Genomic DNA, 15118 nt, shown 5'->3' with positions numbered 1-15118 from the left:
ATCCCTTAACTAGAAGCCCATGCTCAAGTGTTCAGCGATGGGACCCAACGCCAGCGTCGGCAGGAAAGTCAGGCCGCCCACCAACAAAATGGTCACGGTCAACAGGGTCACGAACAGCGCACCATGGGTGGGGAAGCTGTTCTGGCCAATCGGCGCGGCTTTCTTCATCGCCAGACTGCCGGCCAGGGCCAGTACCGGGAGGATGTAGCCGAAGCGGCCGATCAACATGCCCAGGCCAAGCATCAGGTTATGGAACGGGGTGTTAGCGCCGAGGCCAGCAAACGCCGAACCGTTGTTGGCACTGGCCGAGGTGTAGGCGTAGAGCAATTGGCTGAAGCCGTGGGGGCCTGGGTTACTGATGGCGCCTGCCGGGCCGGGCAAGCTGGCGGCGATAGCACTCAACACCAATACGCCGACCGGCATCACCAGCAGGGTCACCACCAGCAATTGCACTTCCTTGGCCTGGAGTTTCTTGCCCAGGTATTCCGGGGTGCGGCCGATCATCAGGCCGGCGAGGAACACCGCGATCAACACGTTAAGCAACATGCCGTACATCCCGGCACCGACACCGCCGAAGATCACTTCGCCGACCATCATGTTGACCAGCGCCACCATCCCACTCAGAGGGCTGAGGCTGTCTTGCATACCATTGACCGAGCCGTTGGACGCCGCGGTAGTGGTCACCGACCACAGCACGGTACCGGTGGTGCCGAAGCGTGTTTCCTTGCCCTCAAGCGGGGCGGTTTGCTCTACGGCCGGGTTGTTCAGGGTTGGGTTGGGCTGGTATTCGGACCACAGCGACGTCGCGCCGCCGATCAAGAACAGCGCCAGCATGCACGCGAGGATCGCCCTGCTCTGACGCAGATCCTTGACGTAGTGGCCGAAGGTAAACACCAGTGCCACCGGAATCAGAATGATCGAGGCCACTTCAAACAGGTTGGCCCAGGCGGTCGGGTCTTCGAACGGATGCGCCGAGTTCACGCCGAAGAAGCCACCGCCGTTGGTGCCCAATTGCTTGATCGCAATCTGGCTGGCGGCCGGGCCCAAGGGAATCACTTGGTCCACGCCCTGCAGCGTGACGGCATCAACATAGTGGGCGAAGGTTTGCGGCACGCCCTGCCATACCAGAAACAGTGCGAGCACCAGGCACAACGGGAGCAGGCCGTAGAGGGTGGCGCGGGTCATGTCGACCCAGAAGTTACCCAGGGTCTGGGCAGATTTGCGCCCGATCCCACGGCAAAGTGCGACCAGCACGGCCAGGCCGGTCGCGGCGCTGACGAAGTTCTGCACCGTGAGGCCGGCCATCTGACTTAGATAACTTAGGGACGCCTCACCGCTGTAGTTCTGCCAGTTGGTATTGGTCATGAAACTGACGGCGGTATTAAACGCCAAGGTCCATTCCTGGCCCGGCAGGTTTTGCGGGTTCAGCGGGAGGGAGCCTTGAAATAACAGAATAGAGAACAGCAGCAGGAAGCCGGCGAGGTTGAATGCGAGCAAGGCCAGCATGTACTTCTGCCAGCTTTGTTCCTGCTGTGCGTCCACACCCGACAGGCGATAACAGGCGCTTTCCACCGGCCCCAGCACCGGGCTGAGCCAGGTGCGCTGGCCCTCCATCACCTTGTAGTAGAACCGCCCCAGGAACGGAGTCGGCACCAGTACCACGGCAAAGAAGGCGATGATCAGCCAATAGTCATAACTGTGCATAGCCGCTCCTAGTTCCGATCCGCGCGTAACAGCGCAACCAGCAGATAAATGAACAGCGCCACGGCCAATAGCAGTGACACCCCGTCCAGAACACTCATGGAAGTCTCCCCGTCTTGCGGCGATTGCCGCGTGTGGGGGCATTGTCCGCAGGAGGGGTGTAAAGGAACGAGAGCGAGGTGGTGGGTGGGGCGTAAAGATGGCGTAAAGAGTGGGTTTACGCGGGGTTTACAGCGGGATTTGCAGTGGCTGGGAGGGCCTCTTCGCGGGCAAGCCCGGCTCCCACATTCGACTGCGTTCTTTCAGTTAACACTCGGTCAAGTGTGGGAGCGGGCTTGCCCGCGAAAGCGCCCGCCAAGTCACCACCGCACTTATGTGGTGCAACTCATGCCACATTCAAACGCCAAACCGTCCCCCCGGCGACATAGGCACTGCTTTACGACATAGTTCTGAGGCTTGGCATAACCACTGCAACACCTTGAATCATTCCAAACGGTTCAGGGAGCACCCCACAATGAACACACAACTCAAACCCACCTTGGGCACCCTGCACCTATGGGGCATCGCCGTCGGGCTGGTGATCTCCGGCGAATATTTCGGCTGGAGCTATGGCTGGGGCGTCGCCGGGACCTTAGGGTTTCTGGTGACATCATTAATGGTCGCCGCGATGTACACCTGCTTTATCTTCAGCTTCACCGAACTGACCACTGCGATTCCCCACGCCGGAGGCCCCTTTGCCTACAGCCGTCGCGCCTTCGGTGAGAAAGGCGGCTTGATTGCCGGCCTGGCCACTTTGATCGAATTCGTCTTCGCCCCGCCCGCGATTGCCCTGGCCATTGGCGCGTACCTGAACGTGCAATTCCCGGCACTCGACCCCAAGCACGCCGCCGTCGGTGCATATATCGTGTTCATGGGCCTGAATATCCTCGGGGTGAAACTTGCCGCCACCTTTGAGTTGGTGGTCTGCGTGCTGGCCGTCGCCGAACTGCTGGTATTCATGGGCGTAGTCGCCCCGGCGTTCAGCTTCAGCAATTTTGCCCTCAATGGCTGGGCCGGTTCCGACACCTTCAGTGCCCCGGCGATTGCCGGTATGTTTGCCGCCATCCCCTTCGCGATCTGGTTCTTCCTCGCCATCGAAGGCGCGGCCATGGCCGCCGAAGAAGCCAAGGACCCCAAGCGCACCATTCCGAAGGCCTACATCAGCGGCATCCTCACCCTGGTGATCCTGGCCATGGGCGTGATGTTCTTCGCTGGCGGGGTGGGTGACTGGCGCACCCTCTCGAACATCAACGACCCACTGCCCCAGGCGATGAAAACCGTGGTGGGTGACAGCTCCGGCTGGTTGCACATGCTGGTATGGATTGGCCTGTTCGGCCTGGTAGCAAGCTTCCACGGCATCATCCTCGGCTACTCGCGCCAGTTCTTCGCCCTGGCCCGTGCCGGTTACCTGCCGTCTTTCCTGGCCAAACTCTCACGTTTCCAGACACCGCACCGGGCCATCCTCGCCGGCGGCGTGGTGGGCATCGCCGCCATCTACAGCGACGGCCTGATCAACCTGGGCGGCATGACCCTGACCGCCGCGATGATCACCATGGCGGTGTTCGGTGCCATCGTCATGTACATCATGAGCATGCTCAGCCTGTTCAAACTGCGTAAGACCGAGCCACTACTGGAACGCACCTTCCGCGCGCCGGGCTACCCCATCGTGCCGGGCATTGCGCTGGCGCTAGCGGTGGTATGCCTGGTGGCGATGGCCTGGTTCAATGCCTTGATCGGGCTGATCTTCCTGGGCTTTATGGCGGTGGGCTTTATCTACTTCCAGATGACCGCACAAGACCGCATCGATGCGCCGGCGGATGCAATGTTGACCGGACAGTAGCGCCTATGAGGCAGAACGGGCCTACACTGAACTACTCAGAAAGCCCGTCACTCAAAGCAGTGATTACCGTGGGAAAATTCTCCCACGAACCTCTGCCTCAAGGAGCGTCTTATGCCGTGGTATGCATGGTTGATTATGGTAGTAGCGATCGGGTCGATCGTCGGTGGCCTGATGATGCTGCGTGACAGCGCCAACAAGGTGGAACTCACCGACGAACAACGTAAACGCGTAGCCGAGCGCAATGCGCAGGCAGATGCCAAGGATGCGCAGGATCGCTGAATATTGCGTTACTCCCAATCCGCCTTGGCAATATGCAAGCCGTGCTGCCCCTTGTAGGCAGCACGTTCCGGTTGGCTCCAGCCATTGAGCAACTCATCCTCCAACCGGTAGATCTCCACCCCCAACGGACGGCACACCGTCAGCGGATCCTGCGCATCCGGCCCCCACATCGGTAGCGACAAATCCCCGCCAGGGCACGTCGACAACGCACAGAGCAGATCAATCTCGGCAAAAAACTCCAGGTAATCGCCCTTCTTCGCCGGACAGGCTTTCATGAAGTACATGTCATCCTGATTGAGCCCGGTGCACTGGAAAATATTCAACACGTCATGCACATCGAACTCCGTCAGCCCATGGGGCAATACCGCACGCGTCAGGTTCGAGTGGCAATGGTGATGAAAGTCCTCCCCGGTCAACATACGGTTCACATAGGGGTCGCATCGCGTGCCCAACAAATCGTGCAAACGCCCACCGTGCTCATCAATACCGTAGCTGGCCAGGCTGTCATCGGTGATCGTGACCAAGGGCCGTAGAAAAGGCAGGTTCGACCACAACCGATCATGGGTGCTGACATGGGCGCCTTGAAGCTGCCGGGTGCGCGCGGCCCACAAACGTTCGCGTGGGTCGTTAGCGTTCCAGACATTGAAATCCCCCACCTGCGGACCCACCGGCGTGGTCACACGAAACACATGCCCGGCCGGCACCTTCCACGCCCTCCCCGTGCGGATCGGCACCTCGAACTGTTCGATCAACGTGCGCTGGGTTTTCTGATCACGAATGCGCTCATAGAACGCCGTATCCACCTGCAACGCCGAACCTTTGCTGACCTGGTACGCGGCGGGATAGTCTTTGTACATGGGGCACTCCTCCATCAAGGTTGATCAAACAAAGCGAGAGAAAGGTGTTCCGAGTCATCCAGGTAAAGGCTGATCGCCTCGCTGGCTGCTGGTCTGTTGTGCCTGGCTAATAAGCCGTATATCTCTTGATCGCGCTCCAGCCAGGGCGACTGGAAACGTTGCTCGTCAGGTGCAGCGCAGAACACCAGGCGTAACTGGGCAATCACCTGGGCGAAAAACTCGTCGAACAGGGGGCTGGCCATCAACGCAACAATCTGTTGATGGAACACCAGACTGTGGGTGGCCACCGCTCGCCAATCTTCACGCTCACGAGCCAGGGTGGTGGCCTCAATAGCGCTTTGCATACGCCCTGATTGAGCGTCCGTCAGCGGGCCGCTTTGGGCTATGGCCTGCAATTCCAGGGTGCGGCGGACTACAAACAGATCGCGGACTTCCTCCCGCTCCAGGCGCCGAACCATTACGCCCTTAATACGTACATAGCGAGTAAGGCCCTCCTGGCCCAGACGATGCAGCGCTTCACGGATAGTGTTGCGCGAGGCGTTGTAGGCGGTGACGAGATCCTTCTCGATTAACGGCATACCTCGCAATAACCGCCCACCGATTATGTCGGCACGTAGTTCCAGGGCTATTTGATCGGCTAAAGACATGCTGAGCGTCATCACTACCTCAGGATTGTTGAACAATCATTGGAGAGATGTAATCACGTTTCATGCCAATATCGCTTGGAAGTCTAAAGGCGCGCGCCTCCGACAAAGAAAGGGCCGGTCATTGACCGGCCTTCTAAGCTATTTCACATCCTCAATTAATAACCAACCTGTCGCGATTCTTCTCCAGCAGTGCCTTGCCGATGCCCTTCACTTCCAGTAACTCATCCACCGCTGTGAACGGACCGTTGCTTTCCCGATAAGCCACGATTGCCTTCGCCTTGGAAGCACCAATACCGAACAGATCGCGGCGCAGGGTTTCGGCGTCGGCTGCGTTGAGGTTGACCTTGGTGGATTGCTCAGACTTGGTCATTTGGGTGGAGATTGGGGTTGGGGCTTCTGGCTTGACGGAAGGGGCAGCATTGGTGGCGACGGAGAGGCTGGTGAGGAAGGCGAATACTAGGGAGGATATGTAGAGGTTTTGCATTGATGACGCTCCATGACATCGGTGAGAGAAAAGCAGCTTTTCCGAAGCTGCTTTTCCACGTTAGGCGATGGGTCGAGGGTGTCAAAAATGGATGAGTAACAGGGTGTGAACATGTCACACTCGCTCTTGTACACCTTGACCAATATTCGGATAAGCTAGGTATTGTGTCCTCGAATATCAACGGACATAGAAACGCTCATGGTCTAGAATCGCAATGGGAATACGCCATAGACCTGTGCTCACAAGGCCCAAAACTAATGTGTGAACGCTTTTTTCAAACGGATAAAAATCGCCGATCGAATCGCACAGTACCTAGTAAAGCTCTGTGGCGCGCAAGGCATAGCATTCTTTGCGCCCACCATTGGAGCGTCACCGCAGATGATTTCATAATCTTGGACGCCGTTGCTCGTACAAGTCTTAAGAGTCCAATTACTGTACGAAGTGCATGCACCTCTATAAACCCATACACATACACATACATCTTATAAAAATTACCACAGCAAACTAAAAGAGTTATCAAAATGGCTTTTATTCCAGAAGAAAAGTTAAAAGAAATGGGCTTTAAAAGCCTTGGAAAAAATGTAAAGATAAGCGACAAGGCTTCAATATATAACTGTGATCGAATTTCAATCGGCGACAATACACGCATTGATGACTTTTGTGTTATCTCAGGAACCGTCACACTAGGGCGAAATGTCCATATAGCCATTTTCAATAATGTGGCGGGGGGCGAGCTTGGCATCACCATGGAGGATTTCTCAGGCCTGGCATATGGTTGTCATGTTTTTGCTCAATCCGATGATTACAGCGGAAAAACCCTGACTAATCCAACTGTACCCAGCCAGTACAAGAACGAAGCAAAGTTACCGGTACATATCGGTCGTCACGTTATCATCGGCACCTCCTCCATTGTTTTGCCAGGTGTAACGCTGGCAGAAGGTTGTTCAGTAGGGGCAATGTCAATGATTACAAAGTCGACAGACCCTTGGGGCATTTATTTCGGCGTACCGGCGAAAAGGCTTAAAAATCGAAGCCAAGAACTTTTGGAGTTCGAAAAACATTATTTAGAATCGGAAAAATAATTTTGCACCACCCTGATGCCAGAAATCTGGCATCAGATATTCCGAATAGAATACGCTCTCAGTTAGCCATACCACGAATAAATCACAGATGGGCTTGCCAAGGCTACCGGGGACCAGATCAGGTTACCGTTGATGCGCATGAGTCTTAAGGAGATGCTAACGGCCAGATTCTCCGCCAATGCTCATCAACGCAGGCCTCTAGGAGGCATTTCCGACGCACACGATAAAAGTCATGTCCTTAAGGCTCAAGACGACGCTGCTGGTAGATCCAATCAACTATTTCGCCATCTGGTGCATAGCCGCTGACAGTATCGCGCAGCAATTGCCGAACACGCGTGTAATCATCCTGGTCCAAAGCAGAAAGCAACTCCGTCAACTTGACCTTGAGCACATCCCAAGCGAGATTATCTTCATCAGCGCTCATGATCATCGGGTGCTGGGTAGCCACTACGTTGTCACCGATCAGCAACTCTTCATACAGTTTTTCGCCGGGACGCAAGCCGGAAAACTCGATGGCAATGTCGCCATGAGGATTCTTCTCAGAGCGCACACTCAGACCAGACAAGTGAATCATCTTCTCAGCCAGCTCGATGATTCTTACGGGCTCTCCCATATCCAGCACAAATACATCTCCCCCATGGCCCATGGAGCCGGCTTGGATTACCAACTGCGCCGCTTCGGGGATTGTCATGAAGTAACGGGTAATCTTCGGGTGAGTCACCGTCAAGGGTCCACCCGACTTGATCTGTCTATGGAACAGCGGGATCACAGAACCCGAAGAACCAAGTACGTTACCGAAACGAACCATGGTAAAGCGCGTTTTATTGACTCTGGGTAAACAGTCATTATCGCCGAACAATACGGGGGCGACTTCACGGCTCAGTGCCTGCAAGACCAACTCAGCCAACCGTTTCGTGCTACCCATGATATTGGTCGGACGTACGGCCTTGTCTGTTGAAATCAATACAAAGTTGGCAACGCCAGTCTGTAAAGCAGCCTGCGCCGTATTGAGCGTACCTATCACATTATTGAACACTCCCTCGGCTATATTATGTTCTACCATCGGAACATGCTTATAGGCAGCGGCGTGATACACAGTATCGACCCGCCAAGTGCTCATGACGTCGATTAGCTTGGACGGATTACGTATGGACCCCAGGATTGGCAACAGCTTAACCGGTAAGGACTCACGAATAATACGTTGCTCAAGCTCGGAAAGAATGCTGTAAAGGTTGAACTCACTATGTTCGAACAACAGCAGTGTCGTAGGGTGCAAAGCAAGTATTTGTCGACAAAGCTCAGAGCCGATTGAACCACCAGCGCCGGTCACTAAAACGCACTGCCCTTTGATGCAATGCTCCAATAGTTCGTCTTGAGCAGGCACGGCATCGCGGCCCAGAAGGTCAGCGATATCAACTTCCTGGATGTCGTCGACCTTCACCCTGCCGCTCGCCAAATCCATAAAGCCAGGGACACTGCGCACATGCAGGGGGAAACCTTCAAGAAACCCGAGGATTTCCCGGCGACGCCCACGATTAGACGAGGGTATAGCCAAAAGAATTTCCTGAGCGCCTGTGGCGTCGATCATCCGCTGAATATGTTTGGGCTTGTAAACCTGAAGACCGGAAATAATACGATCAGAGATACTGGCGTCGTCGTCGATGAATGCTACCGGGCGCATCACTCTACCCATACGCAGGGCTGCTACCAACTGATTACCCGCTGCGCCAGCACCGTAGATAGCAACACGGGGCAAGCCATCCTCACGATTGGTGAAAGGCACGTGTTGTGCAGCGGCGAACCAATCGCCCAGAAAATATTGACGCATCCCCAAGCGCAGACCGCCCACCATGATGAGGCTTAGCCACCAATAGTTGAATATGATAGAGCGCGGGACAACATTTTGGTGGTTGCTGTACCAATAGACAACAACACCAAGTATGAGTGACGAAAGGCTCACAGCCTTGATAATCGCAATCAGCGCATCATTACCGAAGTAACGCATCACCGCACGATACATACCAAAGCGGATAAACAAGGGAATGGCAACCACCGGGGCGCAGATAAACAGCCATAAGTGCATCGCGACAGGATTGATCATCTCATCTACGCCAAGACGTACTACAAAAGCCATCCATAACGCAAACCAGACCACTAACACGTCAGTTATCAGTTGCAGGACGCGTTTTTGTCGTCGGGGCAATCCCACCAGGTACGCACGTATCTTATCCATAACCCCTCTAAACACCCTTGCTAAAACTGAAACGATTCATATGTAACAATTGAACGTTTGAATACGGCTTGATTCTTCATCACATGCCGGACCTCAGGTTCTTTGATTAGATTAGAGCCTGCAGCACCTATATTACCGTTGCCTCGCGCATTACCTGCGCCAAGACCTCACAGGTCAGCTCAATTTCCTTATCCGTCAGCGTTGGATGAACCAGGAACATCAGGCTGGTCTCACCTAGCTCAACTGCATTAGGTAAGCGAATAGTGGGGCGCCATCCGGTATTGTCGAAAGCTTTTTCCAGATAAACCTCAGAGCAGGAACCGGAAAACGCCGGGACGCCTCGAGCAACGAGCATTTCGAGAATTCGGTCGCGATTCCACCCGTCCTTCAGAGACGATGGCTCTACAAAGACATAGCATTTATATGCCGCATGAGTGATATGTGCGGGTATTTGAGGGACGCGCAGGCCAGCAACCTGACCGGCTGCATCCCAGATACGCATCGCATTGGCACTACGGCGCGCTGCCCAATCAGCCATGCGTCGTAGTTGGATCCTGCCTATCACTGCCTGCACTTCGAGCATCCGCCAATTAGTGCCGAAACTTTCGTGTAGCCAACGGAAGCCGGGAGCATGCTGGCGCTCATAAACGGCCTCCCAACTCTTGCCATGATCCTTGTATGACCACATCGACGACCATAACTCGCGGTCATTGGTGGTAACCATGCCACCTTCTCCCCCAGTGGTCATAATCTTGTCCTGACAAAACGACCACGCGCCAATATGGCCGATCGAGCCGACGCGACGCCCTTTGTAGAACGCGCCGTGCGCCTGCGCGCAGTCTTCAATTACCTTGAGGCCGTTTTCTGCGGCAAGATCCATGATTGGATCCATATCACATGGCCAGCCGGCCAAGTGAACACAAACGATAGCCCTAGTACGGGGGGTCAATACGGCACGGATGGTTTCGACCGTAATATTCTGTGAATCTAAATCAATATCAGCGAATACAGGCACGGCACCTGTGTTGACAATACTCGAAACAGATGCCAGAAACGTACGGGACGTAACAATGACCTCATCACCGCTACCGATCCCAAGCGCCTTGAATGCCACATCCAGAGCTACAGTGCCGTTGGCCAGCGCAACCGCGTATTCCGTTTCCGACCAAGCCGCGAACTCCTTCTCAAAGGTTCGGGTTTCCTGCCCAGTCCAATAGTTGACTTTATTGGAAAGAATCACATCGCGGACAGCATCGGCCTCTTCGTGACTGAAAGATGGCCAAGGAGAAAAAGGTGTATTTAGCACTGTGAATACCCGTCGAGATGACAATTAAGTGAAGAATAAGAACTATCAGGGGCGCCGCAAGAATGACATTATCGTCCGGAGCAGCCAATTAGAACAGCACGAAGCCTCATGTCTTGAAAAGAACACGTGCAGGTACACCGACAACCGTCAAAGCGTCAGCGATATCAGTCACTACCGCCGCACCGGCGCCAATCACTACTTCTGTACCTATGCGTAGCGACTGTCGAACGCTGGACCCAATACCAACCCAACTCAGCTTGCCAACCTCAATCCCGCCAGCAAGCCGTGCGCCTGGGCAAATATGCACGCCATCGTGTATGACACAATCATGATCGACACTGCAGCCGGTGTTGAGTATTACACCACGACCAATCACAGCATCTACATTGACGACGACGCCAGCCAGAACCAGAGAACCGATACCGATCGAGGCGTATTGACTGATGACCGCATGGGGATGAATTAGCGAGACGATCTTTGCGCCGACTGATTTCAATTCGTTCAACTTGCCATAGCGTATCCTATTATTACCGATGGCGATGAACACCCCGTCATAATCGTCCAGGCGAGTTAACAGCTGGGCTGAACCGCCGATGACCTCCCAATGGCCATTTTGCTGCCGAGTGGGCCAGGCGTCATCAAAGAAATCTACTTGTTTCCAGCCGCAGGCTTGGGCTGTATCAGCCACCACCTTGCCATGCCCACTAGCCCCCAGTACAGCCAATTTCATAGGGGGTCACCTCCAGTGAATTTGGACATGGTAGCCTCGCCTTCAGCACTGATACCGTCCCTGACAATCACCTTCTTCACCGTCAGGTAAATGATCTTGAGGTCGAGCAAAAAGCTGGCGTTGTCCACATACCACACATCCAGCTTGAACTTTTCCTCCCAACTGATCGCATTGCGTCCATTTACTTGGGCCCAGCCGCTAAGGCCAGGACGGACCTCATGACGACGCAACTGCTCAGGCGAATACAAAGGCAGATACTCCATCAACAGTGGCCTTGGCCCCACCAGACTCATATCACCCTTGAGCACATTCCATAAGCCAGGTAGCTCGTCCAAGCTGGAGGAGCGCAAAAACGAGCCAAAAGGCGTCATACGCTCCGAATCAGGCAATGTATTGCCCTGTTCATCCGTTGCATCGCGCATGGTTCGAAACTTTATCATCTCGAAAGGGACGCCATTGAGGCCAGGTCTTACCTGTCTGAACAAGACTGGCGAACCGAGGTTTTTCTTGATTCGCCAGGCAACCAGCGCGAGGACAGGCCACAGAAAAAACAACGCGGCAAAAGAAGCGAAAAAATCAAAACACCGTTTCATCCATCTACCCACATTAAATCATGCCATTCAATTACTAGAGTTTCGAACCCCAGGCTAACTCAACAGAAGCCTTGCCATAGCCACTTAGCGAGCCTTGTTCAATAAGGATGTTATATAGCTATACATCTCTTGAACAATGAATGCTTGAGAAAAATCTTTATGAGCCCTGAGCTCCGCGGCCTTGGACATCCGCTTTCGCATTGCCTCATCGGAATAAAACTTCAAGATGGCAGCGCTCAATTCACCAACCGAGCCCGCGCGGTGAAAGATCCCCGTCACACCCTCTTTCACAGCGTCAGTCAGCCCATAAATCCGGGACGCAATGGCAGGCAGGCCGACACCGGCTGCCTGGATCGTCGCCAGGCTAAAGCCTTCACGATAACTGGGAATACAAAATACATCCGCAGCCGCCATGTAGCTTTCTGGCACTTGGGTGTAACCAATCCGGTGATAGCGGTTACCAAACGGTACCATCAACTCCTTCAGGCGACCATCAAGGCCATCCTCATCGGGACCCACTACCAACAGGTGGGCGTTTGGCAGATTAGCAGCTAGGGCCCTGAAAGCCTGCCCCAATTCCGGAACACCCTTCACATGGGTAAGGCGCGCCATGAATAGATAAACCACATCCGCCTCAGGTATGCCAAGCGATTCACGTATATCCCGACGCAATTGCGCGCTCGGCTTGAAACGCGCAACGTCAACACCACTGATGGACCCCTGACCCAGGACGCTGATTTTGCTCGGGCTGACGACTCTTTGCGAAACAAGAAACTCCCGTTGAGAAGGGCTGTCGGCTAGTAAGCTGGTAGCGCAGAACGATAACAGCCTATCCAGATTTTTGAGTCCAATGCGCGCAATTCCCTGCTTGGTAAACCAGACTTGGCCTGTGAAAATATGCACACGTACAGGCGTACGCGCAAAGAATCCTGCCAACATAGAAAGAAGGCCCGACTTGGGCATGATCGACAAAACGCAGTCGAACTTCTCTTTAGAAAAGATCCGGTACAGCGCGATCAATGACTTCAAGTCGCTGAGCAGTGACACTTGCCTTTCAATCGGAAGCGGTAAGAACCGGACGTTCTCACCCAACATTCCAACTACGTCGGCCTCCGTACCATTTGCCATAAGTGTAATGCTGTGGGTTTCTGCCAGCTTATTCACATGCTCAAGCATGAACGCTCGGAGGGCGACGGGCACTGTTGCGACGATACAGATTTTTTTAAGATGAGCCATGCGCTACCACCATAAATTCAGGAAACTTGCTCAGTTCGAGCTGTAATCAAGCCAGGAACAGCTTCAGGAATAGAGCTACCAAAATCGAAGCCCAAGGTGCTCTTGATACGCGCGGCGCTGTAGCCAACACGCTTAGTTAACGCATCCACACGCTCCGGGGTCAAAGGCAATCGCATGAAAGGAGAAAGTAGACGAATCAATATTCGTACTCCTCGTTCGGGCAACCTCAAGCGCGGGATCGACACCCCCTGACTCCTGGCCATTTGATCAATAACCTCCTTCAATAGGCAGTCATTTGACAGTATGAACGTCTCCCCGACAGCCCTACGATCAATTGAGCATATCAATAGCGCTCGGACGACATCGTCCACGTGAACATAGGTGGACAAAGCCCCTTCGACGCCTATATAGAAGAATAATCGCTTGCGTACGACACTCGCCATTTGAAAGAAAGACTGGTTAGACATGTCTTTCCCAATGACGATCGAGGGTCTGATGATCGTGTAGGTAAATAGGGGCTGTATGGAGGCTAGAGCCACAACCAATTCATCAGCAATTGTCTTGGTCACCTCATACTCCCCGACCGGGGCGGGAGTGAAGCTCTCGTCCACGGTTGTGGGAAGAGATGCACCTTTGGCTTGCGGCCCATATGCGCCAGTGCTGCTGAGCTGGACCCAATGAATGGCTCGGCCCGTACGCATGATTTCTTCGCTCACCGCTTGAAGCAAGTTTCTGGTACCCCCAACATGCAGAGCGTACATCAGCGCTGTATTTTTGACTTCTCCTGCACAATGGTAAACAACGTCGCAGCCCTGGACAAATTCGACCAGTGCTTTCCCCCCTGATACAAGGTCGCCCTTAATGCAACGCGCAGCCCCCCCCTGCATGTCATCACGACGAGAAAGCTGAGTAATACGGTCACCACGCGCAGATAACGCTGCTAACAGCAGCTTCCCGATAAAACCACTTCCCCCCGTTATTGAAACGTTCATGCATACAACTCCGCTGTAGTGAGGCCCAACTAAAACTCTACCCGCAACGTTCAGCTGGCAGTTTGCCCTTGTAGAAATAGTTTCTTGCGCTGATAAATAATCACACTACAGATGATAAAGCTGACATAAGCATACATACGCAGCCTCATAGCCGTACCAAGATTATCATTACCTAGCAACCATATAATCGAGTAAACAACCGAAAATACAAACATGAAGTTAACAAAAGAATTTGCGTATATCCGATTCCTAACAACATAAACAAACGCTATCGAAAAAGGGATACTTTCTAATAAAAACACAAACACTGCCATAATATTTGGGAAGTAGAGACCAAACAACTGGTAAAGCAGGTTTAGTGTAAAATCGGGGATAAACATTAACGCAGAGTCGAAACGAATCCCCAAACTTGCACCACCCTCCACACCATCGAACAGCCCTCTATAAGCCATTAGCGGCTCAAAAAAACCCAAAATATAAAAAACATTCAACGCAAGAAGCATAGGGATCACATGCAGAAAGAATGACAATTTCCGCACACGAAACATAAAAAAGCCAAAATAGGAAATCAAAAACGCGAAACCGAGGTACCCTCGAAACAGATAAAGTAAGTAACCGTGGCCAAATACAACAACCATATAGAACAGCTTTTTCAACGGAGACTCAGAGTGGATTGACCATTTCACAAACAGTAATCCCGACAAAAAAACGAACAACATGAACACGTCTCGATAGATATCGAGCGTATAGTAAAAAAGTGTTGGATACATACTGACAGCGATGGCAATGCCCAAGTAAATCTTTGTTTTGTAGGGGTAGCCTTTAACCAACGCAAGACGGCCACACAAAATCGGAATGACCAAGACACCCAGCACCATCAAAAAAATACTAACGCCCACCCGCGAATAGAGCCCTACCTCATTCAGCGCTCTCAACCAGTCAGGCCAGACGCTAGATGTCAGAGATTCCTCACCCAAGGCATAAGCGTCATAGAAGTCTGCATCGCTGCCGCCCGAAAACAGTGTCGTCGGACTGGAGATAAACATAAAGAAAAAGCCGACTTTTACAATGACGAGCGCTATAAAGATAAACAACATCA

The 15118-nt window shown here is 53.3% G+C and carries 15 protein-coding genes; 3 read left to right on the top strand and 12 right to left on the bottom strand.

Annotated features, from left to right (window positions below; all coding sequences use genetic code 11):
- Positions 1 to 9: 9 nt before the first annotated feature.
- Entirely contained in the window at positions 10 to 1704 is a 1695-nt protein-coding gene (gene kdpA, locus GH769_RS04800) for a potassium-transporting ATPase subunit KdpA (RefSeq protein ID WP_032902644.1), read from the bottom strand.
- A gap of 8 nt (positions 1705 to 1712) precedes the next feature.
- The gene (kdpF, locus tag GH769_RS04795) at positions 1713 to 1802 is read right to left on the bottom strand and encodes a K(+)-transporting ATPase subunit F (protein ID WP_003218754.1); all 90 of its coding nucleotides are present in this window, start codon (positions 1800 to 1802) and stop codon (positions 1713 to 1715) included.
- 413 nt (positions 1803 to 2215) lie between these two features.
- Between kdpF and eat the strand changes: the two genes are divergently transcribed.
- Together eat and GH769_RS04785 are read left to right on the top strand one after the other, a co-directional pair.
- Positions 2216 to 3580: an ethanolamine permease gene (gene eat / locus GH769_RS04790; RefSeq protein WP_014717639.1), complete on the top strand. Its 1365-nt coding sequence runs from the start codon at positions 2216 to 2218 to the stop codon at positions 3578 to 3580.
- Between the two features lie 111 nt (positions 3581 to 3691).
- Positions 3692 to 3859 (top strand): DUF2897 family protein, encoded by a 168-nt coding sequence (locus GH769_RS04785; protein ID WP_003172675.1) that lies wholly within the window; start codon positions 3692 to 3694, stop codon positions 3857 to 3859.
- A gap of 8 nt (positions 3860 to 3867) precedes the next feature.
- Here the strand turns inward: GH769_RS04785 and GH769_RS04780 are convergent, their stop codons facing one another.
- The 3 genes from GH769_RS04780 to GH769_RS04770 form a co-directional block, all read right to left on the bottom strand.
- Positions 3868 to 4716: a DUF1989 domain-containing protein gene (locus tag GH769_RS04780; RefSeq protein WP_014717638.1), complete on the bottom strand. Its 849-nt coding sequence runs from the start codon at positions 4714 to 4716 to the stop codon at positions 3868 to 3870.
- A 14-nt stretch (positions 4717 to 4730) separates the two neighbouring features.
- On the bottom strand, positions 4731 to 5375 hold the full coding sequence (locus tag GH769_RS04775; protein WP_020302494.1) for a GntR family transcriptional regulator: 645 nt from the start codon (positions 5373 to 5375) through the stop codon (positions 4731 to 4733).
- A gap of 139 nt (positions 5376 to 5514) precedes the next feature.
- A complete protein-coding gene (locus GH769_RS04770; RefSeq protein ID WP_014717636.1) occupies positions 5515 to 5847 on the bottom strand; it encodes a ComEA family DNA-binding protein in 333 nt (110 codons plus the stop codon).
- A gap of 521 nt (positions 5848 to 6368) precedes the next feature.
- On the opposite strand from GH769_RS04770, the gene GH769_RS04765 reads away from it, so the two are divergent.
- Positions 6369 to 6929 carry a DapH/DapD/GlmU-related protein gene (locus GH769_RS04765; protein ID WP_014717635.1) on the top strand — a complete coding sequence of 187 codons (561 nt, stop codon included), beginning with the start codon at positions 6369 to 6371 and terminating at the stop codon, positions 6927 to 6929.
- Between the two features lie 238 nt (positions 6930 to 7167).
- On the opposite strand, the gene GH769_RS04760 is transcribed toward GH769_RS04765, so the two are convergent.
- From GH769_RS04760 to GH769_RS04730, 7 genes are all read right to left on the bottom strand, one after another.
- Positions 7168 to 9162: a nucleoside-diphosphate sugar epimerase/dehydratase gene (locus tag GH769_RS04760; RefSeq protein WP_014717634.1), complete on the bottom strand. Its 1995-nt coding sequence runs from the start codon at positions 9160 to 9162 to the stop codon at positions 7168 to 7170.
- Positions 9163 to 9289: 127 nt separating this feature from the next.
- A complete protein-coding gene (locus GH769_RS04755; RefSeq protein ID WP_014717633.1) occupies positions 9290 to 10468 on the bottom strand; it encodes a DegT/DnrJ/EryC1/StrS aminotransferase family protein in 1179 nt (392 codons plus the stop codon).
- Between the two features lie 106 nt (positions 10469 to 10574).
- The gene (locus GH769_RS04750; RefSeq protein WP_014717632.1) at positions 10575 to 11198 is read right to left on the bottom strand and encodes an acetyltransferase; all 624 of its coding nucleotides are present in this window, start codon (positions 11196 to 11198) and stop codon (positions 10575 to 10577) included.
- On the bottom strand, positions 11195 to 11791 hold the full coding sequence (locus tag GH769_RS04745; protein ID WP_014717631.1) for a sugar transferase: 597 nt from the start codon (positions 11789 to 11791) through the stop codon (positions 11195 to 11197). The genes GH769_RS04750 and GH769_RS04745 overlap by 4 nt, the downstream gene beginning before the upstream one ends.
- Before the next feature lie 84 nt (positions 11792 to 11875).
- Positions 11876 to 13027, bottom strand: coding sequence for a glycosyltransferase family 4 protein (locus tag GH769_RS04740; RefSeq protein WP_014717630.1), 1152 nt, complete (start codon positions 13025 to 13027; stop codon positions 11876 to 11878).
- A 17-nt stretch (positions 13028 to 13044) separates the two neighbouring features.
- A complete protein-coding gene (locus GH769_RS04735; RefSeq protein WP_014717629.1) occupies positions 13045 to 14019 on the bottom strand; it encodes an NAD(P)-dependent oxidoreductase in 975 nt (324 codons plus the stop codon).
- A gap of 50 nt (positions 14020 to 14069) precedes the next feature.
- Entirely contained in the window at positions 14070 to 15116 is a 1047-nt protein-coding gene (locus GH769_RS04730) for a hypothetical protein (RefSeq protein ID WP_231125704.1), read from the bottom strand.
- Positions 15117 to 15118: the final 2 nt, after the last annotated feature.

It is taken from the genome of Pseudomonas sp. CFSAN084952 (assembly GCF_009648855.1).
In the GTDB taxonomy this organism is placed as follows: Bacteria; Pseudomonadota; Gammaproteobacteria; order Pseudomonadales; family Pseudomonadaceae; genus Aquipseudomonas; species Aquipseudomonas paracarnis.
The sequence above is the reverse complement of the archived record's forward strand: the minus strand, read 5'-3'. Positions and strand labels throughout refer to the sequence as shown.